A 26,250-nucleotide genomic window follows, 5' to 3' on the forward strand; every position below is an offset into this window, starting at 1 on the left:
ACCGCCTGCGGGAGATGTCCATGACGAGCAGGCTTCAGGCATGGACGCACTCTCCCATGACGACCAGCCCCGCCGCGGAACCCCGGAGGCGCGGCACACCTCACCAGACTCGCCTCCCGTTCAGCCGAGGTTGGACATCCAGAGCCCGGCCGACTGCCTGCAGCTGGTGCGGCACACCTTCGGCGGGATCCCTGCCGAGTCCCTGATCGTGATCGGGCTGCGGGATGGTCACACCGGGGGACATATGCGTGTCGATCTGCGACCGGCGCTGGTGGACCCCTACGTCTCGGTCCGCCTGATCGCCGAATGCCTGGCCGGCGAGGGAGCCGAACCCGTCCCGGAGGCGGCGCTGGTCATGCTCATCGGAGCCGAGCCGGACGGCGACTCCCAGCAGTCCTCCTGGCAGGCCTGCCTCGCGGCGCTGGGTCTGCTGCTGGAGTCTGAGTACTGCGTGCGCATGGTCCAGGTGTGGTTCGTCGCGGGCGACACCATCCGTGATCCACGCGGCGCCGAGGAGGGTGGGCGCACTCCTGCACCGCACTCGGTCTCGGACCTGATGGCAGACGCCGCGCACCCCGACGGGGTGCTCTCCGCCGACCGGAGGGCACGCCCTCTCGAACGCGCGGCCGCGCTCTTCCTGAGTCAGGCTCCCGCCCCGGATGCGGAGATCCGGAACGCCGTCGAACAGGAGCGTCGCCAGCGCGCGGAGCGGCTCAGTCCGCTGCAGGCTCAGCGGCTGCTGCTCCGCTGGGACGCTGCGCTCGAGGAAGTCTCGCCGGAGGCACCGAGCTTCACCGCCGAGGTCGTCACCCGCCTCCTGGAGCAGCTCAGGAGCGGACCCTGCCGTGATCTGCTGATTCCACTGGCCACGCTGGGACTGCCCGCCGCGATGCTGGGGCTGCGCGTCCATAGCTCCCCGGGGGCCAGCTGGACGGATCCGGATCAGCATCGACTGCTCGAGGACTATGCCGCATCATTCCTCGGAGAGACGGGCCGTCGTCCGGACTGGGAGCGGGTGGACTCGCTCGAGCTGGTGCTGCAGCGGCTTGTGCCCTACGCCGAAGGGGCGGAGCGGGAGAATCTGCTCTGCCTGATGGCCTGGATCGAATGGTCGCGAGGACGCGGTACAGCAGCAGGTGCCTTCATCGATCAATGCCTCCAGGAGTTTCCGCAGAACCAGTTCAGCGCGCTGATCGAACGGCTCATGCAGCTCAAAGGCGTCTGCGCCTGGGCGCGGGTGAAGAAGCACAGCTGGTCCTGGACGCGCAGCCAGGCGGAGTCGAAGAGCTGAGAAAAATATCCCCGGATTGGGAATGCCAGCGGAACAAGCTATGTTGTCAACTGCTGAGACCCTGCAACCATTGTGGGATCGCGCCGCCGCAGGAGCTGTTGACAGCTCCTCAGCGAGTGCGACTTCAATAATGGCCTTGACAGGGTCATAGGTGTGTTGACCATCAAGTTCAGCGCATCTGCTTCATATGTCCAAGTCGGAAGGTCAACGTGCCCACTACTGCGTCCAAGTCCACTGAAGAGAACGCGGCCGCTGCCGAGGCGGAGAAGAAGACGCCCGCCAAGAAGAGTGCCGCCACGCGCAGCACTGCCAGCGGCAAGTCCACGGCGACGAAGAAGAGCACCGCCGGCACCGCGGCGAAGAAGGCTCCTGCATCGAAGGCCGCCCCAGCCAAGAAGGCGGCTGCGACGAAGGCCGCCCCCGCCACGGCAGCGTCTGCCGCGGCGACCAAGGCGCCCGCCAAGAAGACCGGTGGCCGGAAGAAGGCCGCAGACCCGGTCGACGAGGTGCTGGCCGAGGTGGATGCCGAGGAGCAGGCTGCTCCGACAGCGGCTCTGGAGAAGGCAGTCGCCAAGGCGGTCGCCGACGGCGAAGATCCCGAGGTCATCGCCGAAGACGGTCAGAAGCCCAAGGACAGCGACGAGGAGGAGTCCAAGGGCCGCGGATTCGTCATCTCCAACGCTGACGAGGACGACGCCCCTGCCATCCAGGTGGTCTCCGCGGGCGCCACCGCCGACCCGGTCAAGGACTACCTCAAGCAGATCGGCAAGGTCGCGCTGCTGAACGCCGAGCAGGAGGTCGATCTCGCTCTGCGCATCGAGGCTGGCCTCTTCGCAGATCACAAGCTTGCCCGCGAGGACATCAAGGACAAGCGGCTCCGCCGTGATCTGGAACTTGTGGTCGCCGACGGCAAGCGGGCGAAGAACCACCTGCTCGAAGCCAACCTTCGACTCGTCGTCTCGCTGGCCAAGCGCTACACCGGACGCGGCATGCTCTTCCTGGACCTGATCCAGGAGGGAAATCTCGGACTCATCCGTGCCGTGGAGAAGTTCGACTACACCAAGGGCTTCAAGTTCTCGACCTATGCCACGTGGTGGATCCGGCAGGCCATCACCCGTGCCATGGCGGACCAGGCGCGCACCATCCGCATCCCGGTGCACATGGTCGAGGTCATCAACAAGCTGGCCCGCGTCCAGCGGCAGATGCTCCAGGACCTGGGCCGGGAGCCCACTCCGGAGGAGCTCGCCCAGGAACTCGACATGACGCCTGAGAAGGTCGTCGAGGTGCAGAAGTATGGCCGTGAGCCCATCTCGCTGCACACCCCGCTCGGCGAAGACGGAGACTCCGAGTTCGGTGACCTGATCGAGGATTCAGAGGCGGTCGTGCCTTCGGACGCGGTCAGCTTCACCCTGCTTCAGGAACAGCTGCATTCGGTGCTGGACACGCTCGCCGAGCGTGAAGCCGGCGTCGTGGCCATGCGCTTCGGACTCACCGACGGCCAGCCCAAGACCCTGGACGAGATCGGCAAGGTCTACGGAGTCACGCGCGAGCGGATCCGGCAGATAGAGTCCAAGACCATGTCCAAGCTGCGCCATCCCAGCCGCTCTCAGGTCCTGCGGGATTACCTGGACTGAGCCCGGTGCTCAGACGAAAGGGTGCGGCCCGGATCTCTCCGGGCCGCACCCTTTCGTCATGCTGGGCCGCCGTGGCCCTCGCGCGGTCTGTGTTCCCGCGTCGCCGAGGACTCCGGTGCTATCTCGCGGTCACCAGGCGGTCTGATTCATCGATCCACTCGACGGTCTTGGGTCGCAGCGAATCCTCGACCTGCCGTGCGTGGTGATTGCAGAAGAGCAGAACGCCGGATGGCAGGGCCGCTCGCACATAGGCCTGTGCCCCGCAGCGGTCGCAACGATCAAGGGCAGTCAGGGTTGTCGGCTGATTTTCCAGGGTGCCAGTGGTACCGGTCATGCTCTTCGCCTCCTCAGCGTCAATACTCCAGAGCTCCTCTGAACGGGATGTCCCGGGCAGGATCTCTTGGTGTTCCATAGAACCACGAAGCTCTGGATTTCATTCGCTTCAACAGGCCTGGACCGGGCCCCTTTCGCTGTGCGCGTAGCGCCTGCGGCGCTTCTGCGGCTCTGCGCCCCGCTGCGCAACTACGATGTGAGAGATTCACCCCCACCACAGGAGGACACGGCTTGGCCAAGCGCTCTGAATACGACGCCCGGCACCTATCGGTGCTGGAAGGCCTCGAGGCTGTCCGCAAGCGTCCCGGCATGTACATCGGCTCCACGGACTCCCGCGGGCTCATGCACTGTCTCTGGGAGATCATCGACAACTCCGTGGACGAGGCGCTGGCAGGCCACGCCTCCACGATCTCGATCACCCTGCACCCCGACGACTCGGTCGAGGTCAGCGACGACGGCCGCGGCATCCCGGTCGACATCGAACCGCGGACCGGACTCTCCGGACTGGAGGTCGTCTTCACCAAGCTGCACGCCGGGGGAAAGTTCGGCGGCGGCTCGTACAACGCCGTCGGCGGTCTGCACGGTGTCGGCGCCTCAGTGGTCAACGCGCTCTCGGCGCGCCTGGACGCTCAGGTCAGCCGTGGCGGCAAGGTCCACCAGCTCTCCTTCCGTCGTGGCGAGCCCGGGGTCTTCGCGGGGGCCCGCCCGGACCCCGACGCTGAATTCACCCCCGCGGCAGAAGGTTCCCCGCTGGCAGTGGTCGGCAAGGCCAAGCGCGGAGTCACCGGGACCACCATCCGCTACTGGTCAGACCGACAGATCTTCACCTCGGACGCGGGCTTCGATGACATCGAGATCGCCAATCGCGCCCGTCAGACAGCGTTCCTCGTCCCAGGGCTGCGCATCACCGTGCGCGACGAGCGCGGGGCCGAACCCCTTGAAGAGGTCTTCCAGTACGACGGTGGCATCAGTGAGTTCACCGAGCACCTCTCCAGCGACGCCTCGGTCACCGATATCTGGCGCATCCAGGGTCATGGGAAGTTCACCGAGCGGATCCCGGTGCTCGCTGCGGACGGACGCAGCCATATGCAGGACGTCGAGCGCGACTGCGAGGTCGACATCGCGCTGCGCTGGGGGATCGGCTACGAGACCACGGTGCGCAGCTTCGTGAACATCATCGCCACCCCCAAGGGCGGCACGCACCTGATGGGCTTCGAGCAGGCCCTGCTGAAGAGCCTGCGCAAGACGGTGGACGCCAATGCCCGCCGACTCAAGGCTGGCAGCGACAAGCTGGAGAAGGACGATGTGCTCGCAGGGCTCACCGCCGTGGTGACCGTGCGGATCGCCGAACCCCAGTTCGAGGGGCAGACGAAGGAGATCCTCGGCACCCCTGCGGCTCGGCAGATCGTCTCGCGCGTGGTCAGCAAGGAGCTCGAAGCCCGTCTGACCTCTACCAGACGAGGGGAGAAGCAGCAGGCGAACGCGGTCCTTGAAAAGGTCGTCGCGGAGATGAAGTCACGCATCTCAGCCCGGATGCACAAGGAGACACAGCGCCGGAAGAACGCCCTGGAGACCTCGTCGATGCCCGCGAAGCTGGTGGAGTGCCGCTCCAAGGGGGTCGCGGAGACCGAGCTGTTCATCGTGGAGGGGGATTCGGCACTGGGCACCGCAAAGCTCGCCCGCTCCTCAGACTTCCAGGCGCTGCTTCCCATCCGCGGCAAGATCCTCAATGTCCAGAAGGCCTCCGTGGCCGACATGCTCTCGAACACCGAATGCGCCGCGCTGCTGCAGGTCATCGGGGCAGGCTCGGGACGGACCTTCGACATCGACGCCGCCCGCTACGGCAAGGTCGTGCTGATGACCGATGCAGACGTCGACGGCGCGCATATCCGCACGCTGCTGCTGACCCTCTTCTTCCGTTATATGCGACCGATGATCGAGGCCGGGAGGGTCTTCGCCGCGGTGCCGCCGCTGCACAGGGTCGAGGTGATCCATCCGGGCCGAAAGGCCAACGAGGTGAAGTACACCTACTCCGAGGCGGAGCTGAACCGTCTCCTGGCCGAGCTCGAGCAGCAGAATCTCAACTACAAGGAACCCATCCAGCGCTATAAGGGCCTTGGAGAGATGGACGCCGATCAGCTCTCGGAGACCACCATGGATCCGGAGCACCGGGCGCTGCGTCGGATCCGTGTTCAGGACGCCGAGGCCGCCGAGCGGGTCTTCGACCTGCTGATGGGGTCTGTGGTCGCCCCGCGCAAGGACTTCATCATCGAAGGTTCCCAGGCGCTGGACCGAGAACGGATCGACGCCTGATCCCGGTGGTCCCACCGCTCAGTCACCAGGAGGAGCATCGGCGGCCGCATCGAAGCCGATATTTCTACCGCGTGTAGAAATAATTCCGGGATCGGCCCGATTCACCCTGATGGCACCCTGCGCGACCGGTACACTGAACAACGACGATGAGTGCACCTTGACCCCCAATGTGAGCTGAAACGTGACCCAACAGACTTCTGTCGCCTCGACCGGCGATGCCGCCGCCGCAGCCTCTGGCGCGGACGCCGCACAGCCTCAGTGGCGACGCAAGGTGGCCGCATACTGGTCGCTGACCAAACCGCGCGTCATCGAGCTCCTCCTGGTCACCACTCTGCCCACGATGTTCTTCGCCCAGCAGGGCGTGCCGAACTTCTGGCTGGCTCTGGCGACTCTGGTGGGCGGAGCGATGGCGGCCGGTTCCGCCGGGGCCTTCAACTGCTATATCGATCGCGATATGGACAAGTTGATGAATCGCACGAAGAAACGACCGCTGGTCACGGGCGAGCTCAGCCCCCGGGAGGCGCTCATCTTCGCCTCGCTGCTCGGACTGGCCGCGATCGGCGTGCTCTGGTTCGGCACCAATCCACTGGCCGCCGGACTCGGTGCCGCTGCCATCTTCTTCTACGTCGTCGTCTACACGATGATCCTGAAGCGTCGCACCGAGCAGAACATCATCTGGGGCGGCATCGCGGGATGCTTCCCCGTGGTGATTGCCTGGGCGGCCGTGCGGGAAACCCTGGAATGGCCCGCAGTGGTCCTCTTCGTGGTGATCTTCCTGTGGACCCCGCCGCACTACTGGCCGCTGTCGATGAAGTATCGGACGGACTACCAGACCGCACATGTTCCGATGCTCGGTGCCGTGGCCACGGCGCAGACGGTCTCAGTCCAGGTCGTGCTCTATGCCTGGGCCACCGTGATGTGTTCTCTGCTGCTGATCCCGATGGGCTGGGCCGGCATCACCTATACGGCCTTCGCGCTGGCCTCCGGCGCCTGGTTCATCTACGAGGCCCATGTGCTGCACCGCCAGGCGCTGACCGGCACGCTCACCGACAAGAAGGCCATGAAGGTCTTCCATCTCTCGATCCTCTATCTCACCCTGCTCTTCATCGGGCTCTGGGTGGATCCCTTCATCGGCTCCCCGCTGATGGGCTGAGCCTCGGCTCTCCAGGCGCTGATGGCTTCCGGAAAGAGGATCCCTGCGGGCTCGTCCTGGTCCAGGACGAGCAGGGGCCGCTTCGGGTCATGAGCTGAATTCACGAGCAGCTCCCGGATCGACATGCGGCGCTGCACCGGCTGATCGCTCTGGCGCACCAGACAGGCGCACCGCTTCTTGGACCAGCCCTGAGGGTCCTGATCCTGCACCGCGGCGAGATCGGCGCGTGTGATCAGGCCGATCGGGCGGTAGGAGAGGTTCAGCACCACTGCCGCATCGGAGTGCTCCAGGAGACGCTGTGCATCGGCCAGGGAGCGTGTGCCCAGGATGGTGGCGTCCAGCGGTGCCATGATCTGCCCGATGTCGGCCATGACCGCACTCCTCCGTGGATAGTGGCGTGCCTGCTCTGCGCCCGGTGCGCCTGCCGAGCTGAGAGTGTCCGGAGTGGTGGCCGCGATGCCGCGCTGTGCATGAAGCAGTGGTCGAGTCATATCTTCTCCTGAGAGCGATGATGCGAGCCCACTGCTGAACTCAGTTCTCAGTCTAACGACTTGTGCTGTGCGGGTGAAGCGGTCGGCACTTCGGAGATCCCTCCAGAGACCCCTCGGGGGGTCCCTTCGGGCGTGCCCACGCGGCCCGCTGTCGAGTAAGCTCATACCGTCGCGCTGGGCAGGTCCCGCGCCCCGAGCGGAGCGGAGTTCACCATGAGCACGGAGTCCAAGCTGAGCGAGGACATGCTTGACACGGACACGATGGATGACGCCGTCCTCGACGCAGTCGCCACCGAAGCATCGGAGCTCGACGTCTCGGCGGACCTCCAGCTGCTCATCCAGCAGGACGGCGACATCGCCAGCTTCCTGGAGGGCCTCGCCGAGGCCGCTGCGGAGAGATTCAGCGGCACCCAGCCGGTGCTCTGCGGGATCATTCTCGACAGGGCCAAGCGGAACGTCGTCGCGGCAGCCAGCAGCCCAGAGGCGAAGCAGCTCGACGAGGTGCAGGCAGGATTCGACGAGGGCCCCTGTCTGGAGGCCCAGCGCACGAACACGGTGATCAGCGTCGCGGATGTCCGCACTGAGCGCCGCTGGCCGGGGTATATGGCAGCCGTGCGCGAGTTCGGGATGCGCAGCGTGCTGGCCATGCCCCTGACACTGCATTCCGAGGCCCAGGCCGCGATGAACCTCTACACGAGCACCCCTGAGGCCTTCGGCCCCGCAGAGATCGCGGCCGCCCGCCGGTACGCAGACCTCGCATCCCAGGTAGGGCTGATCGCACTGCGCCTGGCCGCCCGGTCCGAGAATGTGGAGCACCTGCAGGCCGCCATGGAGTCCCGGACGGCGATCGACATCGCCGTCGGGGTGGTGATGGCGCAGAACCGGTGCACCCAGGAGGAGGCCTTCGGCATTCTCCGCGAGGCCTCCAGCCACCGGAACATCAAGCTGCGAGTGTTGGCAGAGGAGCTTGTGGCCTCTGTCGGTCGGCAGACGCCGGCGACCGTCTTCGACACGTAGCACCGGCCGCGTGGCGCCTGGCCGGCCCGGTGCCGAGTGCGGTGATGCCGCTTCAGCGCTGACCGGTGGGCAGATCCAGCCAGTGCCGCCCGGCCTCGGTGGGGGAGACCCCGCCGGTGCTCAGACTGGAGATCCGTCCGATCAGTTCAGCGATCTGCGCCTGGCTGTCGAGGACCGAGACCTGGATCCGGGCCTGAGACCCGTCCTGGCTGTAGTCCGTGCTCCACACCTGGACTCCGGCGGCGCGCAGCTCGTTCTCCCACCGCCCGGCCTCCGCCGTGGGTGCGTGAACGTCGTAGCGCCGCATCCGCACCCTGGGCACGAGGTCCGCCTGGTCCCTGGACCTGCGCAGGGCCTGGAGGACCGAGTCCGAGTACGCGCTCACCAGCCCGCCCGATCCCAGCAGAGTTCCACCGAACCAGCGAAGCACCACGGCGAGGACATCGCTGAGGTCCTGCTCACCGTCGGGCATGTCCGATCTGAGCAGCGCGGCAAGGATCGGCGCGCCCGCAGTGCCGGAGGGTTCACCATCGTCATGCGAACGCTGCAGGGACCGGTGCGGTCCGATGACCCAGGCGCTGCAGAGGTGCCGAGCCGTGGGATTGGCCTGACGCAGCTCCTTGAGCACCCGCTGCGCATCCTCCTCGCTCTCAGCACGGCACAACACTGTGCGGAAGCGCGAGCGACTGCGCTCGAGCTCGGTGCGGACCTGGATCCCGGGCCTCAGCACGGTGTAGGACTCGGCGCGCTCGGACATGCCCGGAAGTCTACGACCTCGGGGAGTTTTCACTCCCGGCCACCAGGGCCGCCCGCTCCGGGGCGCCCGGCGGAAGCAGCTTCAGCGCGACTCTGATCGCCTGCTGATCCTGCGAGGCTTCTGGAAGCTGGAGGTAGCGGAAGACCTCGTCGGCGGAGCCGTCGGAGAGGATGGACTCTCGCAGCAGCGCGGAGAGTTCGCGCCGCACCCGCAGGATTCCTGGTGCTTCACTGCCGGGCAGCAGCTCTCCGCGATAGATCTCAAGGGCGCTGTGCCGGTCTCCAACGGTCAGGGCAGCCTTGACCTCTCGAGCGTCGAGCTGCACCGGTGCGCTGAGTCGGTAGGGCCGAGACAGCAGCTCGTTCTCCGGCGAAGAGCGACTGCGCAGGAGTCTGCGGAGCCTCACCAGTTCCGCGCGGACCGCGACCTCATGAGCGGGCTCGCCATAGAGGAGCTCAGCCAGCTCCCCGGCGGAGAGGCCCTGCTGTGGACCATGCGGCGGGCCGTACCAGCTGAGCAGGAACAGGATCTCGGCATGCCGAGCGCCCAGCCGGTGCAGCTGCTGACCCCAGCTGACCGACGCAGGTCTGCGCCCCAGCGTGGTCAGACGTGCCGGAGACGGCAGCGCGGGGAGGAAGCGCAGGTGCTCCTCGGCAGCTGAGATCGCTGCCCGGATCAGCGGCAGAGAATGGACCGCCACCGCCTGATCTCCTCCCGTCAGGTCCACCACCCCGAGCACCGCGCCGGTGAGCGGATGACGGATGGGGGCGGCCGAACAGGAGAATCGGTGTGCGGCATAGGAGAAGTGCTGCTCACGGTGCACCTGCACGCCGCGCCCCGTGGCGAGAGCGAGGCCGGGAGCGGAGGTGCCGATCGCCTGCTCGGACCAGTTCGCCCCCGGCTGGAATCCCGAGCGTTCCGCCAGCCGCAGCGTCTCGCGTGCTCCGTCCACCCACAGCAGGCGTCCGCGGACGTCCGCGGTGGCCACGATGAGCCCTGCATCTGCCGCCGGATGGACCAGGAGCCGGCGCAGAACCGGCAGCACCAGACGAAGCGGATGATCCTCTCGGCAGCTGGAGAGCTCTGCACCATCGAGCTCGATCGGCGGAAGCGCTCGCTCTGGATCGCTGATCCGCGCCGCAGAGCGGCGCCAGGATTCACGCAGCACGGCCGGCAGGCTGGCCCAGGTTGCCGGCTCCGTGGACAGAGCCTCCATGGTCCCTCCTTGTCTCCGCTAGCGTGGTGTAGATCACAGTCTAGTCCTGCAACCACGGTGCAACCCCAGGAGTCCTAGGCTGAGAGAGATGTGACCCAGCTCACCATGCGGGCGGGTCTGAGTCCGTGCAAGGGAAGGGAACACCCGTGACGATCTATGCGCAGCCCGGGACCGAAGGCGGTCTCCTCAGCTTCAAGCCGCGGTATGAGAACTACATCGGCGGCGAATGGGTACCCCCGGTGAAAGGACAGTACTTCGAGAACCCCACACCGGTGACCGGAAGGACCTTCACCGAGGTCGCGCGCTCCACGGCCGAGGACATCGAGCTCGCACTCGACGCCGCCCACCGCGCGGCTCCGGCGTGGGGACGCACCTCGGTGGCCGAGCGGGACGTGGTGCTGAACAAGATCGCCGATCGCATCGAGTCCAACCTCGAGATGCTCGCCGTCGCCGAGACCTGGGAGAACGGCAAGCCGGTGCGGGAGACCCTCGCCGCAGACCTTCCGCTGGCGGCAGACCACTTCCGCTACTTCGCCGGCGCCATCAGGGCCCAGGAGGGTGGCATCAGCGAGATCGACGCGGACACGGTGGCCTACCACTTCCATGAGCCGCTGGGCGTCGTCGGACAGATCATCCCGTGGAACTTCCCCATCCTCATGGCAGCCTGGAAGCTCGCCCCGGCGCTCTCGGCGGGCAACGCCGTCGTGCTCAAGCCCGCTGAACAGACGCCCACGTCCATCCTGGTGCTCATGGAGCTCATCGGTGATCTGCTTCCCGCCGGCGTGCTCAACGTGGTCAACGGCTTCGGGGCTGAAGCAGGGGCCCCGCTGGCGTCGAGTCCGCGCATCCGGAAGATCGCCTTCACCGGGGAGACCACCACCGGGCGCCTGATCATGCAGTACGCCTCACAGAACCTGATTCCGATGACGCTGGAGCTCGGCGGCAAGAGCCCCAACCTCTTCTTCGCCGACGTGGCGCGGGAAGACGACGCCTTCTACGACAAGGCGCTGGAGGGATTCACCATGTTCGCCTTCAACCAGGGCGAAGTCTGCACCTGTCCCTCACGTGCGCTGATCCAGTCCAGCATCTACGACCAGTTCCTCGGTGATGCGGTGGAGCGCACGAAGCAGGTCAAGCAGGGCAATCCGCTGGACACCGAGACCCAGGTGGGCGCACAGGCGAGCAACGATCAGCTGGAGAAGATCCTGAGCTACTTCGACATCGGTCAGCAGGAAGGCGCCGAGGTGCTCACCGGCGGCCATCGGGCCGAGCTCGCGGGAGATCTCTCCGGGGGGTACTACGTGGAGCCGACCATCTTCAAGGGCTCCAACTCCATGCGCATCTTCCAGGAGGAGATCTTCGGACCTGTCGTCTCGGTCACCGAGTTCAAGGACTACGCCGAGGGCATCCAGATCGCCAATGACACGCTGTATGGACTGGGAGCCGGAGTCTGGTCCCGGGAGGCGAACATCGCCTACCGAGCGGGACGTGACATCCAGGCGGGCCGGGTCTGGACCAACTGCTTCCACGCCTACCCGGCCCACGCGGCCTTCGGCGGGTACAAGAACTCCGGGATCGGTCGCGAGAACCACCTGATGATGCTCGCCCATTACCAGCAGACGAAGAACATGCTGGTCAGCTACAGCGAGGACAAGCAGGGCTTCTTCTAGAGGAGAGACGATGAGTGTTGCACGGATCGCCGTCACAGATGATGCCGCCGAGCTGCTTCGCGAGCTTCGGGAACGTCACGGCCAGCCCCTGATGTTTCATCAGTCAGGTGGCTGCTGTGACGGCTCGGCTCCGATGTGCTTCACCCAGGGGACGTTCCTGACCGGCCCGGCAGACGTGCTGCTGGGCCGGCTGGACCCGGGGACTCCTGAGCCGGTGCCGGTGTGGATCTCCAGGGCGCAGTTCCAGTACTGGTCCCACACCCATATCACCATCGATGTCGCGCCCGGCCGGGGTGCCGGCTTCAGCATCGAGAGCCCCACCGGCAGGCGCTTCATCATCCGGTCGCGGCTGTTCAGCGATGCGGAGTCACAGCAGCTGGAGCCCGTGTCTTACGGGTGATCAGATCACGCCCTGAGCGATCATGGCGTCTGCCACCCGGGTGAACCCGGCGATGTTGGCTCCCGAGACATAGTCTCCCGGGATCCCGTACTCCTCGGCCGTCTCGGCGCAGCGGGTATGAATGCCCTCCATGATCTCGGCCAGGCGGGCTTCGGTGTACTCGAAGCTCCAGGAGTCCCGAATCGCATTCTGCTGCATCTCCAGCGCCGAGGTGGCCACGCCGCCGGCATTGGCGGCCTTGCCGGGTCCGAAGAGCACGCCGGCCTCGCGCAGCCTGTCGATGGCGATCGGGGTGGTGGGCATGTTCGCGCCCTCCACCACGGCGGTGACCCCCGCCTTGATCAGGGTGGCGGCGTCGGACTCATCGAGTTCGTTCTGGGTGGCGCAGGGCAGCGCCACATCCACATCGTGCTTCTCTGCCACGGCCCATACCGACCTGCCCTCGATGAACTCGGCACTTCCGCGCTGTGCGGCATAGTCTGTGATGCGCCCACGCTGGACCTCTTTGATCTCGCGCATCAGATCCAGATCGATGCCCTCAGGATCATGGACCGAGCCCGAGGAGTCGGAGGCGCCGACCACCAGACCGCCCAGGGACTGGATCTTCTCGATGGCGTAGATGGCCACATTGCCGGAGCCGGAGACGAGCACCCGGGTGCCGTCCAAGGAGCGACCGGTGGCCGCGAGCATGTGCTCGGTGAAGAAGACGACGCCGTACCCGGTGGCCTCGGTGCGCACCAGCGACCCGCCCCAGCTCGTTCCCTTGCCGGTGATGACCCCGGCCTCATAGCGGTTCGCGATGCGCTTGTACTGGCCGAACAGATATCCGATCTCGCGTCGGCCCACTCCCATGTCCCCGGCCGGGACGTCGACCATGGAACCGATGTGTCGGTAGGCCTCGGTCATGAAGGACTGGCAGAACCGCATGATCTCGGCATCACTGCGACCCTTCGGGTCGAAGTCGCTGCCTCCCTTGCCGCCGCCGATGGGCAGACCCGTCAGCGCGTTCTTGAAGATCTGCTCGAAGCCGAGGAACTTCACCGTGCCGAGCATCACCTCCGGATCGAAGCGCAGCCCACCCTTATAGGGACCCAGGGCGGAGTTGAACTGCACGCGGAAGCCACGATTGATGTGCACGCTGCCGGCGTCGTCGGTCCACGGGACGCGGAAGATGATCTGCCGCTCGGGCTCGCAGATCCGCTCCAGGATGGATTCATCCACGTACTCGGGGAACTTCCTCAGCACCCGGTGCAGGGACTCGAAGACCTCACTGACGGCCTGGTGGAACTCGTGCTCCCCGGGGTTGCGGGCGACCACCTGGTTGTACACGGCATCTATGCGCTGGCTGCTGGGACTCATGGGTCTCAGCTTAGTTGAACTGAACCTGCCTGCGCCTGCCCTGCCTGCGCACGTCCTGCCTGCGCACCTCCTGCAGCACCGTCCGGCCGGGGGCCCATGACGGGGCACGCCTCATTTGACGCTCCCCGCCACCAGGCCCGAGACGATGTAGCGCTGCAGGGCCAGGAACAGCACCACCGGGATGATCGCGGCGAGCACCGCTCCGGCCGCGAAGACGGACCAGTTCTGTGAGGTCTCCTGGGAGATGAACTGGTAGAGCCCCACCGCCAGGGTCTGCTTCTCAGGGTCACGGAGCAGGACTGAGGCGATGACGAACTCGCTGAGCGTGGCCACCAGGGACAGCAGCGCCACCACTGCGAGGATCGGTGAGACCAGCGGCAGGATGATCGTGAAGAAGATCCGGGCGTGACCGGCGCCGTCGATCCTCGCGGCCTCGTCGATCGAGGTCGGGATGGTGTTGAAGAAGCCATACATCAGATACGTGTTCACCCCCAGCGCGCCGCCCAGGTAGACCATGATGAGGCCGATCTGGCTGTTCAACCCGATGGCGGGGAAGATCTCGCCGATCGAGAGCATCAGCAGGAAGATCGCCACCATCGCCAGGAGCTGGGGGAACATCTGCACCAGCACGATGCCGATCAGGCCGAGGCGTCGTCCGGTGAAGCGCATCCGCGAGAACGCGTAGGCGGCGAGGGCGCCGAGCAGAACGCTGCCGGCGGAGGCGGTGAATCCGATGAACAGCGTATTGAGGTACCAGGCCGCGAAGGGCTGCTGCGGCCGATTGAACAGGTCCACATAGCTCTGCAGACTCAGGTTCCCGAAGAGCGTGTTGGCAGTGATCAGAGTGCCGCCGGGATTCAGCGAGGCGGAGAACACATAGACCAGGGGAAAGGCGGCGAAGACGACCACGGCGAGGCCGACCAGGTGCCGCCACCCGATCTGCACGAACCAGCGTCGGAACGATCTCCCGCTCATGGACGTGCGCTGCGGCTGGGACTCGCCCATCTCAGTTCAGCTCCTCAAGTGCTCGGGTGCGTCGGAACGCGATCACGGAGATCGTGCCCACGATGAAGAAGATCAGGATCGAGAAGGCGCTGGCCAGTCCATAGTCGCTCTGTGCTCCGACGAATGCCACCTTGTAGACCATCGAGATCAGGATGTCGGTGGAGCCCACGTTGATGCCGGCCTCGATGTCTCGGGGACCTCCGCCGGTGAGCATGTAGACGAGATTGAAATTGTTGAAGTTGAACGCGAAGGAGGAGATCAGCAGCGGCGCGATCGAGACCAGCAGCAGCGGAAACTTGATCTGGCGGAAGGCCTGGAAGGGTCTGGCCCCGTCCATCTGGGCCGCCTCGGTGAGCTCCTCCGGTATCGACTGCAGCGCTCCGGTGCAGACCAGGAACATGTAGGGGAAGCCCAGCCAGAGATTCACGATCAGGATGCTCAGCTTCGCCAACCAGGGGTCACTGAGCCAGGGGATCGCGGCTCCGCCGAAGAGGACGCTGTTGATGAAGCCGAACTCCTGGTTCATCATCCCGGCCCAGACCAGAGCGGAGAGGAACCCGGGAAAGGCGTAGGGCAGGATCATCACCAGCCGGTAGTACCGGCGGGACCTCATCCGCGGATCGTTGAAGACGATGGCGAGGAACAGACCCAGGACGAAGGTGCTCGCCACGGAGAGGAATGCGAAGGCGAAGGTCCAGGCCGTGACATAGAGCAGGGGACCGCGGATGGACTCCTCGGTGATGGCACGCACGAAGTTGTCCAGACCCACGTTGACCCGCCAGCCCGGCATCAGCTGCTCGCCGGACTCCGTGACGAATGCGCCCTCGCCTCCGTCTGTATAGGTCTCGCCGGATTCCGTGTTGGTCATGGTGTCGGAGGACTCGTCATAGACGAACCGCGAGGTGTAGACATAGGCGCGCTGCCCGTCCTGCGTGCGCAGTGCTCCGGCGTTGGGGTCCTCGTCAAGCGGGACCGCCAGCGTGCTCAGCTCCTGCTGACGCTCCATGAGCTCGGTGAAGCTCAGCACCGTGTGGCCAGGCACGTCCACGATTCGTCCCTCTTCGACGAGGGCGCCGTCGATCGCTTCCAGCGGTGCATCGGCCGAGCCGACGAGGACCTCTCCCTCCTGCGCGGTGACCGCGAAGGCCAGCTCCCCGGACCGTTCCACGACGGTGAGCGGATACGTGGGTGAATCCGGCACGCGATCCTGGGTCTGCAGCATGATCGCGTGGATCGCGTGCTCTTTGGTGCTGTTGTGCCCGGTGCCGTAGTTGGTGAAGGCCACGTATCCCGAGTAGAGGATAACGAAGACCTGGAAGATCAGGAGGAACGTCACCCCCGGGGCCAGGTACTTGGCGGGGAGGGCACCCCGCTGGAAGTAGATCCAGGTGATCAGGGCACCGGTGACCACCACCAGAGTGCCGATGAGCCACCTCTCGTTGAAGAAGAGCACCATCGCCGCGTAGACGGAGGCCGCGTTGAGCAGCCCCAGGACGGTGATCTTCAGCAGCAGAAGCTTCCATCCGAGGCTCGCGGTCTCGGCGGTGCGCCGTGCGCGTCTGCCGTCGAGGGCGCGAGCATCGGCTCTGGTGGTGGTCGATGTCAGCATGGATCAGTCGATCGCTGCGGCGATGTCCTCAGACATCTTCTGCCAGAGTTCCACGGGATCACCGTCGCCCTTGATGATGGCCGCCTGACTTGCTCCCCAATCGTCCCAGACCGCGCCCATCTCCGGGATGGCGGGCATGGGGACGGCCTCTGCCCCGACTTCGCCGAAGCCGGCCACGATCTCGTCCTCGCCGAGCGCCTCTTCGAACGACTCGCTCAGCGCCGGGGCGCGTCCACCCGTCTCATACAGCGCGGTCTGGACCTCAGCGGTGCCGACGTAGTTGACCAGGAAGTTGCTCGCGGCCAGGACATTCTCGCTCTGAGAGGAGAGGAAGAAGCCCTGGACCCCGGCGAAGGGCTGAGCCGGCTGGTCACCGGCAGCCGGGATCGGATCCACGGCGACGTCGATGCCGGCCTCCTGCGCGGCGGTCACGTTCCACGGTCCCGTCAGGAAGAAGGGCGCACTGCCGTCGTTGAAGCTCTCCTGCGCGAGATCTCCGTCGATGTTGAGGTTCAGCACGCCGGCTTCACCCTGCTCCGCCAGCCACGCGGCGAAATCCTCCCCACCGGCGTCGCCCATGGCCAGTTCCGTGGAGTCATAGCTTCCGTCATCGGCGGTGCCGAAGACCGGAGCCCCGAAGGAGGTCTGGAAGGGGTAGAGGTGATACGGATCGCTCTCATTCGGGTCCAGGCCGACCAGGAACGGATATTCAGTGCCGGCCTCCTCGCCCATCTCGATCATCTCTTCAAAGTCGGCCGGCGCCTCGGGGGCGAGCTCCGTGTTGCGCAGCAGCGCGATGTTCTCGATGGAATAGGGCAGGCCATAGGTCTGGCCTTCATAGGTCCACGCGTCCACGGCGATCTGCTCGAAATCCTCTGCGGCGTCACCCAGCTCCACCGGCGCCACGACCCCGTTGTCGACCAGCACACCCAGCCAGTCATGGGCTCCCACGGCGATGTCCGGCCCTTCACCGGTGGGGACCTGGGAGACGAACTGGTCCCTGATCTCCTCGAAGTCCTGCTGCACGATCTCCACCGCGATGCCGGTGTCGGCCTCGAAGTCGGTGGCGACATCCGCGAGCACCTCCGCGCGGTTGGCATCTGCCCAGACGGTGAGACTTCCTGAGGCCTCAGCGTCTGCGGTCTGGGCAGCGTCTGCGGTCTCGGTCGGTTCGGCAGAGGCCGCGCCGGGGGATTCGCCCCCGGAGCCGCATGCGGTCAGCGCCAACGCCCCCGCGCCCAGGAATGCAGTCATCGCCGTGAATCGTCTGGTGTTCACCGTCATCGGTGTCCCTCTCTGTGAAGAAGCGGAGTCAGTCACGCCGCCATCCGGAGTGCAAGCGCTTCCAGTATGGGTACAGAATGTGATCTACGCAACTCTCTTCTGCTGTCGCTCGAATCCTAAGCGAACCAGGTCCTGAGGTGCATTTATGACTCACGATGGGGCTTATGTGGACATGACACAGCCTGGCCTGTCTGCCTGCAAGCGGTTGTAGCGTCCCTTGATGCGGTTGGAAGCGCTTGCATATACTCTGGGGCCATGACTGTTCATCATGACCTGCGCACTCCGGACGCCCCCGCCCTCCGTCCCGATGAGAAGGAGCTCGGGCAGGAGCCCCGCCACTGGTGGCGCAGCGCGGTGATCTACCAGATCTACCCGCGCTCCTTCAGCGATTCCAGCGGGGACGGAGTGGGGGATCTCCCCGGGATCACGGCTCGACTCGGTGAGCTGCGCGAGCTTGGTGTGGACGCGGTCTGGCTCAGCCCTTTCATGACCTCCCCACAGAAGGACGCGGGCTACGACGTCGCCGACTACTGCGACGTGGACCCGATCTTCGGCACCCTGGCGGATTTCGACGCCCTGCTGGCCCAGGCCCATGAGCTCGGCCTCCGCGTGATCGTGGACCTGGTGCCGAACCATTCGTCGGATCGGCACGAGTGGTTCCAGCGCGCGCTGACCTCCCCGGTGGGAAGCCCCGAGCGTGCTCGCTACATCTTCCGCGACGGCAGGGGAGCGCAGGGGGACGAGCCGCCGAACAACTGGCAGTCCATCTTCGGCGGTCCCGCATGGACCCGCATCACGGAGCCAGACGGGGCACCCGGGCAGTGGTACCTGCATCTCTTCGACGCCAGCCAGCCAGACTTCGACTGGTCCCAGGAAGAGGTCAAGGCGGAGTTCCGGCGCATTCTGCGCTTCTGGCTCGATCGCGGCGTGGACGGGTTCCGTGTGGATGTCGCCCACGGACTGGTCAAGGATCAGGAGTTCCCGGACTACACCCCGGACCCCGAGGCGGCCTCCATGGGCGGGGAGGAGACCCCGGCGCCGTATTTCGAGCAGGCTGAAGTGCATGAGGTATATCGCGACTGGCGCAAGGTCCTCGAGGAGTACGAGGGTGATCGCGCCCTCTGTGGGGAAGCATGGGTGTCCTCCGTCGAGAAGGCCGCGCTGTGGGTGCGTCCCGACGAGATGCACCAGACGTTCAACTTCCAGTACCTGGAGACACCTTGGGAGGCAGGCCGGCTGCGTCGGGTCATCAATGACTCGCTGAGCGCCTTCAGCGCTGTCGGTGCGCCGAGCACCTGGGTCCTGTCGAACCACGATGTGGTGCGCCACGCGACGAGACTCTCCCTCACCGGTGAGAATCCTCAGGGCTCCGGCATCGGACCGGATCATCCCGGTCTGCCCGATCGGGAGACGGGACTGAAGCGCGCCACCGCGGCGACGGCACTGATGCTCGCTCTGCCGGGATCCTCGTATCTGTATCAGGGGGAGGAGCTCGGACTTGACGAGGTCCATGACCTGCCTGACGACGCCCGCCAGGATCCTACCTGGTTCCGCACCGCAGGACAGCGCTACGGCAGGGACGGGTGCCGTGTCCCGCTGCCCTGGGTCGCCGACGCACCGGCCTTCGGGTTCAGCGCGGGGGAGAGTCCATGGCTGCCCCAGCCAGATCGTTGGAACATGCTGGCGCGCGATGTGCAGCGAGCAGACCCGGAATCCACGCTGAACCTCTACCGGCGCATGCTGGAACTGCGTGCAGAGCGCCGGCTGGGCACCGGGAACCTCCACTGGCAGCACAGCGAGGATGAGGCGGTGCTGATCTTCACCAATCGCGACGTGCTCGTCCTGGCCAACACCGGCACGCAGTCGGTGTCGCTGCCAGCAGGACATGAGGTCCTTCTCGCCAGCTCGCCGCTGCAGGGTGCACAGGTGCCTGCGGACTGCACAGTATGGTTGCATCGACCCGAAGACTGAACAGTGGGGACCGGGTACCGCCCGCATTCACCGGCCCCCAGCCGCAGCCTCAGCCGCAGCACCCAGAAGCAGGAGAGAGCCGCGCGTGACAAGCCTCGATGATGTAGCCAGAGCCGCGGGCGTCTCCGCGGCCACGGTCTCCCGCGCCCTGAGCGGCCGCGGAAACGTCTCGAGGTCCACGCGGGCCAAGATCGAGACAGTGGCGGGAGAGCTCGGCTATGTCGCGTCCTCGGCCGCCTCCAGCCTGGCATCCGGGCGGATGCGCAATCTCGGCGTGATCATGCCCGAGCTGCACCGGTGGTTCTTCAACACGGTGCTCACCGGGATATCCGATGAAGCCACACGCTCCGGCTATGACGTGACCCTCTACAACGTCACCGAGGATCCCGAGGTGCGCCGGGAGATCTTCAGCGCCTTCCTCCGGCGGCGGCGCGTGGACGCCGTCGTGGTCGTGGCGCTCGAGCTCAGCCAGTGGGAGGAGCAGGAGCTTCAGCGCCTCGGCATCCCGGTCGTGATCATCGGAGGCACCTCCGGGAACCTGCCCGGGGTCTCCATCGACGATCTGGCGATCACCGAACTGGCGGCGGCACATCTGCTCGAGCTCGGTCACGAGGTGCTGGGATTCATCGGCGGCGCCGAACGCTTCGACGCCGACTACAAGGTCCCCAGCCAGCGCCGAGAAGGCTTCTGTCGGGCACTCCAGCAACGAGGACTCTCCCTCGACCCAGGACTCCTGGGAGAGGCGGACTTCACGATTCCCGGCGGATTCCACGCCGCGAGACAGCTGCTGGGGGTGCCGGGGAGCGGCATGACCGGTCTGGTCGCAGCCTCAGACGAGATGGCCATCGGTGCGATCCTCGCAGCACGGGAGCTGGGGGTCAGAGTCCCGGAGGACCTCTCGGTCGTGGGCGTCGACGGCCACGAGCTCGGAGCGCTGTTCGAGCTCACCACCGTTGATCAGCATCCACAGCGACAGGGGGCCCTGGCCGCCACGCTGATCCTCGCCACTGTCGAGGGCGGCGACGCCCAGCCGTCAAAGGTGGACCTGCCCTTTGACCTGTTGGTCCGGCGCAGCAGCATGAGGCGCCCTCCGCTGCCCGAGGCCTGACCACGGCGCGCTGCAGGATGCTCCTCGCCCGCGGGCATGGCGCAGGCCCGAGACATCACTGAAGACCGGCCCTGCGGCGGGTGCGCCGACTGGCGTGCACCGAGTATCGGGGAAGCCAGCGCAGCAGGGCCGCGCTTGCCAGCGGGCCCATGAGGGACGCGGCCCAGATGCCGCCCGCGAGCGTGCCGAGCGCGGCCCCGGCGGCCAGGGTGAGCGGTCCAGCGGCGATGCCGAAGTCCTGAAGCAGCCGCCAGGCACCCAGAAACTGTGGTCGGTCCTGAGGTGGGGCGATGTCCGAGGCGATGGTCATCATCACGCCCGAACCCAGGCCGTTGCTGATCCCCAGCAGGACCGCCACCCCGGCCAGGCCAGCCGCCGAGCCGGTCAGGGGAACCACGGCCATGGCCACTCCCAGGCCCACCATGGAGGGCACGCCGATCCAGAGCCGACCGAGGTGGTCCATCACCTTGCCCGCCGGGTAGAAGAGCAGCATGTCGATCCCGCCTGCCAGGCCATAGATCAGTGAGATCGCAGTGGGATCCAGACCGAGATGCTCGCCCCAGAGCGGAATGACCTGCTGCCGCGCCCCGCGGATCGCGCCCACGAGCATCGAGGCGGCCCCCAGCGTCATCAGCAGCTCCCGGTGCTCGATGATCACGGCTCGGAAGCCGGTCCGCGGGGCGCCGGAGGTGCGGGCGGAGCGGGTGTCGATCTCGGGCGCCAGCACCACCGTGACCCCGGCGGCCACGGCTGTGAGCAGGGCGAGCAGGAACACCGCGCGCATGTCCCCGAGGGCGATCACCCCGGCACCGAGGAAGGGGCCGACGAACTGTCCGATCCGATGCACCCCGCCCAGCGTGGAGAGCACCCTGGCGCGCTGATGCACCGGGGTCACCTCGGTCAGGTACGAGTGGCGGGCGAGCTGGAACACGGCGTTGGCGGCGCCCACCAGCAGGATCGCCGCTCCCAGGGTGATGAGCGATGGTGACAGTCCGGCGGCGAGGAATCCCACGGCGGCGGCGCCGGAGGCGAGCAGCATCGCCCGGCGGTCACCGACCCGAGCGGCCAGCGCACCTGCCGGCAGGTCCGCCAGGATCTGCCCCACGGGCAGCATTGCGGCGATGATCCCGGCCACGGCCAGGGTGGCTCCGCGCTCCACGGCGAACGGGGCCAGCACGGGGATCATGGCGCCTGCACCCAGGCTGAAGATGAAGGCCGGCAGCAGCGCACCCAGAATGATCTGCCGCCGGGGGGAGTCAGCACTGTGCATCGCTGCAGTCTAGCGATCCGTGGCAGCGGTCCCGTCCTCTCGTCACATCCCGGTGCCCCGCGCCGGCGCCGATGTCATAGGCTGGAGGCATGAGTTCACCGGCCGAGCGCTATGCAGAGTCACGTCGACGAGCAGCAGAGGCCAAGAGTCAGCTCGGCGCGTTCCGCCAGGCCCAGGCCTTCGACCTGGATGACTTCCAGCTCGAGGCATGTCGACACCTGGAGGCTGGACGTGCGGTTCTCGTCGCCGCTCCGACCGGCGCCGGCAAGACCATCGTGGGGGAGTTCGCCGTCCACCTGGGCCTCGCCAACGGCACCAAGACCTTCTACACGACCCCGATCAAGGCGCTGTCGAACCAGAAGTACCAGGAGCTGGTGGAGGACCACGGGTCCGACCGGGTCGGGCTGCTCACCGGCGACACCTCGATCAACTCTGAGGCGCAGATCGCGGTGATGACCACCGAGGTGCTGCGCAACATGCTCTACCAGGATTCAGACACGCTGCGAGACCTCGGCTATGTCGTGATGGACGAGGTCCACTATCTCGCGGACAGGTTCCGCGGGGCCGTCTGGGAAGAGGTGATCATCCACCTCCCGGAGCACGTCCAGGTCGCTGCGCTCTCTGCCACGGTCTCCAACGCCGAGGAGTTCGGGGCCTGGCTGGACACAGTGCGCGGGGAGACCTCGGTGGTCGTCTCTGAGCATCGCCCGGTCCCGCTGACCCAGCACATGCTGGTCGATCACCAGCTTCATGACCTCTTCATCTCCGAGGACGACGGCGCCCCGGGCACGCTGGTCAACCCCGAGCTTCAGCGCCTGGCCCACCACAACCAGGCGCCGATGTCTCGTCGCAGCGGCGGCAACCGGTCGCGCGGAAACGGCCGCGGCCCGGTGCGAGGCCGTGGCCGTGGTGCGCGCGGCGGCTCAGGAAAGGACGGTCCCCGTCAGGAGACCCGCAGCAGTCCCGCGGCCAGGAGCGGGGGAGGCGAGGTCTCCGGGATCTCCGGCTCGGCGGCTGGACGGCCTCGATTGAATCGTCCCAAGATGATCCGCACTCTGGATCGCGAGGGACTGCTGCCCTGCATCGGGTTCATCTTCTCCCGCGTGGGCTGCGAGGCGGCCGTCGAACAGTGCCTCAACGCCGGGATCGTGCTGACCACCCGGGAGGAGGCCGCTGAGATCACCTCTCGGGTGGAACAGATGGGCTGGGAGCTTCCTGCGGAGGACCTCTCGATCCTGGGCTTCGACAGCTTCCGCGAGGCGCTGATCAACGGCGTGGCGGCGCACCATGCCGGAATGCTGCCTCCCTTCAAGGAGCTGGTGGAGCAGATGTACGCGGAAGGACTGCTCAAGGTGGTCTTCGCCACCGAGACGCTGGCGCTGGGGATCAACATGCCCGCGCGCACAGTGGTGCTGGAGAAGCTGGACAAGTTCAACGGGGAATCGCATGTGGACATCACTCCGGGCGAGTACACCCAGCTGACCGGCCGGGCGGGACGCCGTGGGATCGACGTGGAGGGCCACGCCGTCGTCGTCTGGCAGCCCGGCATGGACCCGCGGCAGGTCGCAGGACTCGCCTCTAAGCGCACCTATCCGTTGAACTCCAGCTTCAAGCCCTCCTACAACATGGCGGTGAACCTCACCGCGCAGTTCGGACGCCGACGGGCACGCACGATCCTGGAGTCCTCCTTCGCCCAGTTCCAGGCCGACCGCTCGGTGGTGGGCATCGCCAGGGACGTCGCCAAGCGCGAATCCTCGCTGGCCGGCTACGAGGAGGCGATGGCCTGTCATCTCGGGGATTTCCGCGAGTATGCGGCGCTGCGCAGGCGCCTGGGCGAGGTCGAGAAGGACCAGGCCAAGGCCCGTCAGCGGCAGCGCCGACGGGAGATCATCCGCGTCCTCGCCGCGCTTCAGCCCGGGGACGTCATAGAGGTGGGTGGCAAGCGGGGATTCGGCGAGTCCCTGGTGGTACACAGCGCACCCGAGCATGATCCACGACCTGGCGTCATCACCAGTGACGGGAAGTTCCGCAATGTCACTGTGGAGGACTTCGGCCAGCCCCCCGAAGTCGTCTCCAGCATCAGGCTGCCGCGCAAGCCGCAGGTCAAGGTCCCCAAGATCCGCCGCGACCTCGCCTCCTCGATGCGGGCCGCCCTGCATGAGCGGGTGCCGCCCCGCGGCAGCGCGCCCAGCCCGGGCTTCGGATTCGTCGATGCGGGCGAGGACGCGGAGTCCCTCGAGGAGCTGTCTGCGCAGCTGCGCCGCCACCCCTGTCATGGCTGCAACGAGCGGGAGGACCATGCTCGGTGGGCCGAGCGCGGGTGGAAGCTTCAGCGTGAGATCGATCAGCTCAAGCTCAAGATCGATCGGCGAACTGGTTCCATCGCCAAGATCTTCGACCGTGTCTGCGGGGTCCTGCATGAGCTCGGGCATATGGAGGTCGTGGATCCGGAGCTGATGCCACAGGCGGGTCCGGCGGATCCGGTCCAGGCCGTTCCCGACGCAGGCGTGTCGCAGGCGCCGGGAGCTGGAATGGACGAATGGCACGATGCGGAGTTCGCCGTCACCGACCGAGGTCAGCAGCTGCGTCGCATCTACGGAGAGCGGGATCTCTTCACCGGTCTGCTCATGGAGCGCGGGGTGCTCTCGGCCCTCTCGGCCCAGGAGCTCGCCGCCTTCGTCACTGTGCTGGTGTATCAGGCCAAGCGTGAGGATGAGGGGGCGATGCCGATCATGCCCACCAAGCGGCTGGGCCAGGCGGCCCAGACCGGGATTGAAGTTCACGCTGAACTTGAGACCCTCGAGAAGCGACATCACCTGGAGCCCACCGGCGCGCCGGAGTTGGGGCTGGTGCTGCCCATGTACGCCTGGGCCGGAGGTCAGAGCCTTCGCAATGCGCTCAACGACTCCCCGCTGGCCGCGGGGGACTTCGTGCGGTGGACCAAGCAGTGCATCGACACCCTGGACCAGCTGGCCAAGATTCCGCACACTCCGGCCAAGCTCGCGGCGCGCTGCCATGAAGCCGTGGCGCTGATCGGCAGGGGAGTGGTGGCATACTCCTCGGTGGCGTATCAGAACCTGGAGGAACCGATTGATGAATGACACCGGTGCCGGTCACCCGGCGCGGCTGCTGACCAATGGCACGATCCACTCGCCTTCCGAGCCCTACGCGGACGCGATGGTGGTCGAGGAGGGGCTGATCGCCTGGGTCGGTTCGTCCGAGACCGCGGAGAAGCTCAACGTGGGGTCCATGGTGGTCCAGAACCTTGACCGCGCGCTGGTCGCCCCGGCGTTCGTGGGATGGGTCGACATCGGTGTGGAAGACGCGTCTGACCTGGCCGTCCAGACCACGCAGACCCTGGAGGCCGCCGCAGGCCGGGGCTTCGGAGCCGTTCGGCTGAACCTCGAGCTTGCGCCCGATCGGTTGGCGCAGGCCTCCGCCGAAAGCATGCTCGAGACCGTCTTCTCCGCCGCCGCAGCCCACGCCGTGCGGGTCTATCCCGTGCTCACCGTCTCAGGGTTGGGCAGCCTCGAGAGCAGTCAGCGGCTGCCGGCCATCGAGAAGGCATTGGCGCTGCTCGGCCCGGTGGACAGCATCTTGGGGCGTCCGGTCGCCATCCAGCTCGACCTCGCCACCGTGCTCGATCAGCTCGTGGAGGTCCGCGCAGGCGCGGCCCTGGCCAGGCGACAGCTCATCCTGCGCACCGTCGCGCCGGGAAGACCTGCGAGCCAGGGCGCGGCCGGTGAGGATCTCGCGCCGGCGGAGCTGGTCGCGGCCCTGGTCGACTCCACCTCCCGGCTTCGGGAGCAGCGCCGGAGCCCGGCCGGCTCGCTGCCCACGGTGCTCGCCGGCTTCGACTCCGCCGCACGTGAGGACTGGGAGGCGCTGCTGAACACCGGCATCCAGGTCCTGATCCGCGGCGCAGGTCATCTGGCCACCGCCTTGAGCGTGGGAGTGCCGGTCAGCGCCGTCGGAGAGCCGGGGGAGAACCCCTGGTCCGTGGTGACCCGTCATGTCCACCATCCCCAGGACCCGGTCTCGGTCCGCGCGGGGTTCAACGCTCAGACCCGCGGCGCCTACCGCTCGCTGCCCGAGGCCAGCGGCACTCCAGCCTCCTCGGCCCAGCTCGACGCGGGCTCGCGGGCGACCTACGGGGTGTGGGACGTCGATTCGCTGGCTGTTCAGACCCCCGACTCCCGCACCGCCGCCTGGAGCACGGACGTCCGGGCGCGCACCCCGCTGCTGCCCTACCTCGACGGCGAGACGCTTCCCACGCTCGTCTCCACGGTGATCGACGGCAGGGAAGTCCATCCGCCCGCCGGTGCCGCCCTTCCATGAGACCCGCTCCGGACAGTCACCGACCAGCCCC

General features: G+C 66.7%; 20 protein-coding genes. 11 read left to right on the forward strand and 9 right to left on the reverse strand.

The features are described from left to right. Nucleotides 1–40: 40 nt before the first annotated feature. Both H4W27_RS04950 and H4W27_RS04955 read left to right on the forward strand, forming a co-directional pair. Complete coding sequence (locus H4W27_RS04950; protein ID WP_192594941.1) at nucleotides 41–1,291, forward strand: DUF4192 family protein; 1,251 nt, start codon at nucleotides 41–43, stop codon at nucleotides 1,289–1,291. 209 nt (nucleotides 1,292–1,500) lie between these two features. Next, nucleotides 1,501–2,925, forward strand: coding sequence for an RNA polymerase sigma factor (locus H4W27_RS04955; RefSeq protein WP_192594942.1), 1,425 nt, complete (start codon nucleotides 1,501–1,503; stop codon nucleotides 2,923–2,925). Nucleotides 2,926–3,043: 118 nt separating this feature from the next. On the opposite strand, the gene H4W27_RS04960 is transcribed toward H4W27_RS04955, so the two are convergent. Further along, nucleotides 3,044–3,259, reverse strand: coding sequence for a DUF7455 domain-containing protein (locus H4W27_RS04960; protein WP_192594943.1), 216 nt, complete (start codon nucleotides 3,257–3,259; stop codon nucleotides 3,044–3,046). Nucleotides 3,260–3,489: 230 nt separating this feature from the next. Between H4W27_RS04960 and H4W27_RS04965 the strand changes: the two genes are divergently transcribed. Then, nucleotides 3,490–5,571, forward strand: coding sequence for a DNA gyrase/topoisomerase IV subunit B (locus H4W27_RS04965; RefSeq protein WP_192594944.1), 2,082 nt, complete (start codon nucleotides 3,490–3,492; stop codon nucleotides 5,569–5,571). Between the two features lie 181 nt (nucleotides 5,572–5,752). Then, on the forward strand, nucleotides 5,753–6,724 hold the full coding sequence (locus H4W27_RS04970) for a heme o synthase (RefSeq protein ID WP_192594945.1): 972 nt from the start codon (nucleotides 5,753–5,755) through the stop codon (nucleotides 6,722–6,724). Here H4W27_RS04970 and H4W27_RS04975 read toward each other — a convergent pair. Beyond that, nucleotides 6,658–7,215 carry a CBS domain-containing protein gene (locus tag H4W27_RS04975; RefSeq protein WP_192594946.1) on the reverse strand — a complete coding sequence of 186 codons (558 nt, stop codon included), beginning with the start codon at nucleotides 7,213–7,215 and terminating at the stop codon, nucleotides 6,658–6,660. The genes H4W27_RS04970 and H4W27_RS04975 overlap by 67 nt on opposite strands. Nucleotides 7,216–7,428: 213 nt before the next feature. Between H4W27_RS04975 and H4W27_RS04980 the strand changes: the two genes are divergently transcribed. Beyond that, nucleotides 7,429–8,232, forward strand: a complete 804-nt coding sequence (locus H4W27_RS04980) for a GAF and ANTAR domain-containing protein (protein WP_192594947.1) — start codon at nucleotides 7,429–7,431, stop codon at nucleotides 8,230–8,232. Between the two features lie 52 nt (nucleotides 8,233–8,284). Here H4W27_RS04980 and H4W27_RS04985 read toward each other — a convergent pair whose 3' ends face one another. Both H4W27_RS04985 and H4W27_RS04990 read right to left on the reverse strand, forming a co-directional pair. Continuing rightward, the gene (locus H4W27_RS04985; protein WP_192594948.1) at nucleotides 8,285–8,989 is read right to left on the reverse strand and encodes an IMPACT family protein; all 705 of its coding nucleotides are present in this window, start codon (nucleotides 8,987–8,989) and stop codon (nucleotides 8,285–8,287) included. Nucleotides 8,990–8,999: 10 nt separating this feature from the next. Then, nucleotides 9,000–10,205, reverse strand: coding sequence for a sigma-54-dependent transcriptional regulator family protein (locus H4W27_RS04990; protein WP_192594949.1), 1,206 nt, complete (start codon nucleotides 10,203–10,205; stop codon nucleotides 9,000–9,002). A gap of 146 nt (nucleotides 10,206–10,351) precedes the next feature. Between H4W27_RS04990 and adh the strand changes: the two genes are divergently transcribed. Together adh and H4W27_RS05000 are read left to right on the forward strand one after the other, a co-directional pair. After that, on the forward strand, nucleotides 10,352–11,875 hold the full coding sequence (gene adh / locus H4W27_RS04995; RefSeq protein WP_192594950.1) for an aldehyde dehydrogenase: 1,524 nt from the start codon (nucleotides 10,352–10,354) through the stop codon (nucleotides 11,873–11,875). A 10-nt stretch (nucleotides 11,876–11,885) separates the two neighbouring features. After that, nucleotides 11,886–12,275: a DUF779 domain-containing protein gene (locus H4W27_RS05000; RefSeq protein ID WP_192594951.1), complete on the forward strand. Its 390-nt coding sequence runs from the start codon at nucleotides 11,886–11,888 to the stop codon at nucleotides 12,273–12,275. On the opposite strand, the gene gdhA is transcribed toward H4W27_RS05000, so the two are convergent. From gdhA to H4W27_RS05020, 4 genes are all read right to left on the reverse strand, one after another. Further along, nucleotides 12,276–13,634, reverse strand: coding sequence for an NADP-specific glutamate dehydrogenase (gene gdhA, locus H4W27_RS05005; RefSeq protein WP_192594952.1), 1,359 nt, complete (start codon nucleotides 13,632–13,634; stop codon nucleotides 12,276–12,278). Between the two features lie 111 nt (nucleotides 13,635–13,745). Continuing rightward, nucleotides 13,746–14,639, reverse strand: coding sequence for a sugar ABC transporter permease (locus H4W27_RS05010; RefSeq protein ID WP_192594953.1), 894 nt, complete (start codon nucleotides 14,637–14,639; stop codon nucleotides 13,746–13,748). Nucleotide 14,640: 1 nt separating this feature from the next. Next, nucleotides 14,641–16,248, reverse strand: coding sequence for an ABC transporter permease subunit (locus tag H4W27_RS05015; protein WP_192594954.1), 1,608 nt, complete (start codon nucleotides 16,246–16,248; stop codon nucleotides 14,641–14,643). Between the two features lie 3 nt (nucleotides 16,249–16,251). Continuing rightward, entirely contained in the window at nucleotides 16,252–17,532 is a 1,281-nt protein-coding gene (locus tag H4W27_RS05020; RefSeq protein WP_192594955.1) for a sugar ABC transporter substrate-binding protein, read from the reverse strand. Between the two features lie 255 nt (nucleotides 17,533–17,787). Between H4W27_RS05020 and H4W27_RS05025 the strand changes: the two genes are divergently transcribed. Both H4W27_RS05025 and H4W27_RS05030 read left to right on the forward strand, forming a co-directional pair. Continuing rightward, complete coding sequence (locus tag H4W27_RS05025) at nucleotides 17,788–19,503, forward strand: glycoside hydrolase family 13 protein (RefSeq protein WP_192594956.1); 1,716 nt, start codon at nucleotides 17,788–17,790, stop codon at nucleotides 19,501–19,503. Nucleotides 19,504–19,588: 85 nt separating this feature from the next. Next, nucleotides 19,589–20,611 carry a LacI family DNA-binding transcriptional regulator gene (locus H4W27_RS05030; RefSeq protein ID WP_192594957.1) on the forward strand — a complete coding sequence of 341 codons (1,023 nt, stop codon included), beginning with the start codon at nucleotides 19,589–19,591 and terminating at the stop codon, nucleotides 20,609–20,611. Nucleotides 20,612–20,666: 55 nt separating this feature from the next. Here the strand turns inward: H4W27_RS05030 and H4W27_RS05035 are convergent, their stop codons facing one another. Continuing rightward, on the reverse strand, nucleotides 20,667–21,881 hold the full coding sequence (locus H4W27_RS05035) for an MFS transporter (protein WP_192594958.1): 1,215 nt from the start codon (nucleotides 21,879–21,881) through the stop codon (nucleotides 20,667–20,669). Nucleotides 21,882–21,970: 89 nt separating this feature from the next. On the opposite strand from H4W27_RS05035, the gene H4W27_RS05040 reads away from it, so the two are divergent. Together H4W27_RS05040 and H4W27_RS05045 are read left to right on the forward strand one after the other, a co-directional pair. After that, nucleotides 21,971–24,982 carry a DEAD/DEAH box helicase gene (locus H4W27_RS05040; RefSeq protein ID WP_192594959.1) on the forward strand — a complete coding sequence of 1,004 codons (3,012 nt, stop codon included), beginning with the start codon at nucleotides 21,971–21,973 and terminating at the stop codon, nucleotides 24,980–24,982. Beyond that, nucleotides 24,975–26,219, forward strand: a complete 1,245-nt coding sequence (locus H4W27_RS05045) for a hypothetical protein (RefSeq protein ID WP_192594960.1) — start codon at nucleotides 24,975–24,977, stop codon at nucleotides 26,217–26,219. Before H4W27_RS05040 ends, H4W27_RS05045 begins: the two co-directional genes overlap by 8 nt. The last annotated feature ends 31 nt before the right edge of the window (nucleotides 26,220–26,250 follow it).

Origin of the sequence: Nesterenkonia lutea, from assembly GCF_014873955.1 — a bacterium.
Lineage (GTDB): Bacteria > Actinomycetota > Actinomycetes > Actinomycetales > Micrococcaceae > Nesterenkonia > Nesterenkonia lutea.

Excerpts from the sequence above, each read along its gene's own strand:
- H4W27_RS05000 (WP_192594951.1), top strand. The coding sequence starts at position 11,886 with ATGAGTGTTGCACGGATCGCCGTCACAGATGATGCCGCCGAGCTGCTT.
- H4W27_RS05045 (WP_192594960.1), top strand. The coding sequence starts at position 24,975 with ATGAATGACACCGGTGCCGGTCACCCGGCGCGGCTGCTGACCAATGGC.
- H4W27_RS05040 (WP_192594959.1), top strand. The coding sequence starts at position 21,971 with ATGAGTTCACCGGCCGAGCGCTATGCAGAGTCACGTCGACGAGCAGCA.
- H4W27_RS05010 (WP_192594953.1), bottom strand. The coding sequence starts at position 14,639 with ATGGGCGAGTCCCAGCCGCAGCGCACGTCCATGAGCGGGAGATCGTTC.
- H4W27_RS05015 (WP_192594954.1), bottom strand. The coding sequence starts at position 16,248 with ATGCTGACATCGACCACCACCAGAGCCGATGCTCGCGCCCTCGACGGC.
- gdhA (WP_192594952.1), bottom strand. The coding sequence starts at position 13,634 with ATGAGTCCCAGCAGCCAGCGCATAGATGCCGTGTACAACCAGGTGGTC.
- H4W27_RS04950 (WP_192594941.1), top strand. The coding sequence starts at position 41 with ATGGACGCACTCTCCCATGACGACCAGCCCCGCCGCGGAACCCCGGAG.
- H4W27_RS04975 (WP_192594946.1), bottom strand. The coding sequence starts at position 7,215 with ATGACTCGACCACTGCTTCATGCACAGCGCGGCATCGCGGCCACCACT.
- H4W27_RS04990 (WP_192594949.1), bottom strand. The coding sequence starts at position 10,205 with ATGGAGGCTCTGTCCACGGAGCCGGCAACCTGGGCCAGCCTGCCGGCC.
- H4W27_RS05035 (WP_192594958.1), bottom strand. The coding sequence starts at position 21,881 with ATGCACAGTGCTGACTCCCCCCGGCGGCAGATCATTCTGGGTGCGCTG.
- H4W27_RS05020 (WP_192594955.1), bottom strand. The coding sequence starts at position 17,532 with ATGACGGTGAACACCAGACGATTCACGGCGATGACTGCATTCCTGGGC.
- H4W27_RS04980 (WP_192594947.1), top strand. The coding sequence starts at position 7,429 with ATGAGCACGGAGTCCAAGCTGAGCGAGGACATGCTTGACACGGACACG.
- H4W27_RS04985 (WP_192594948.1), bottom strand. The coding sequence starts at position 8,989 with ATGTCCGAGCGCGCCGAGTCCTACACCGTGCTGAGGCCCGGGATCCAG.
- H4W27_RS05025 (WP_192594956.1), top strand. The coding sequence starts at position 17,788 with ATGACTGTTCATCATGACCTGCGCACTCCGGACGCCCCCGCCCTCCGT.
- H4W27_RS04960 (WP_192594943.1), bottom strand. The coding sequence starts at position 3,259 with ATGACCGGTACCACTGGCACCCTGGAAAATCAGCCGACAACCCTGACT.